The organism is Nonomuraea turkmeniaca, assembly GCF_005889735.1.
Lineage (GTDB): Bacteria > Actinomycetota > Actinomycetes > Streptosporangiales > Streptosporangiaceae > Nonomuraea > Nonomuraea turkmeniaca.
In genome coordinates, this window is record NZ_VCKY01000569.1 from 1 (window position 1) to 870 (window position 870).

Sequence of the window (870 nt, forward strand, 5' to 3'; positions counted from 1 at the left end):
CGCAAGAGCGATCATCCTGCTGTCCTCGTTGAGCACCACGGTGCGCACACCCGCCACCAGCAAGATCCAGGCCAGGTTGACCGGAATCAGCACCTTCCAGCCCAGCGACATCAGCTGGTCATAGCGCACACGGGGCAGCGAGGCCCGCACCCACACGATGAAGCTGAAGGTCAGCACGAACTTGATGAAGAACCACAACACCGGCCACCAGCCGGTGTTCGCGCCCTCCCACAACGAGATCGGGAACGGCGCCCGCCAGCCGCCCAAGAACAACGTCACGGCGATGCCGGAGGCGGTGAACGTGTGCAGATATTCGCCCATCATGATCAGGGCGAACTTCAGCGACGAAGAGTACTCGGTCTGGAACCCGCCGACCAGCTCACCCTCACCCTCCGGCAGGTCGAACGGGATACGGGCGGCCTCGCCGAACATGCAGACCACGTAGATCAGGAACGACGGGATCAGCAACACCGCGAACCAGGTCTGCTCCTGTGCCGCGACGATCTCCGACGTGGACAACGTCCCGGCGAAGATGAACACCGCCACGAACGACAGACCCATCGCGATCTCGTACGACACCACCTGCGCAGCCGAACGCAGACCGCCGAGCAGCGCGTACGGCGAACGCGACGACCACCCCGCCAGCACCACACCGTAGACCGACACCGCACCCATGGCCAGCATGAACAACACCGCCATCGGCAGGTCGACCAGCTGCAGCGGCGTCTGCACGCCGAACAGGTTGACCATCGGCCCGAACGGCACGATCGAGAAGGCCAGGAACGCCGGCACCACCATGATGATGGGCGCCAGCAGGTAGAGCACCCTGTCCACCGTGTTGGGGAAGAGGTCCTCCTTCAGACCCATCTT

Annotated in this window: 1 protein-coding gene; it reads right to left on the minus strand. The window is 63.9% G+C overall.

The window, feature by feature from the left end; translation table 11 throughout:
- Positions 1-870, minus strand: an 870-nt coding sequence (locus ETD86_RS54570; RefSeq protein WP_138674415.1) for a complex I subunit 1/NuoH family protein, incomplete at both ends; no start/stop codon positions are given.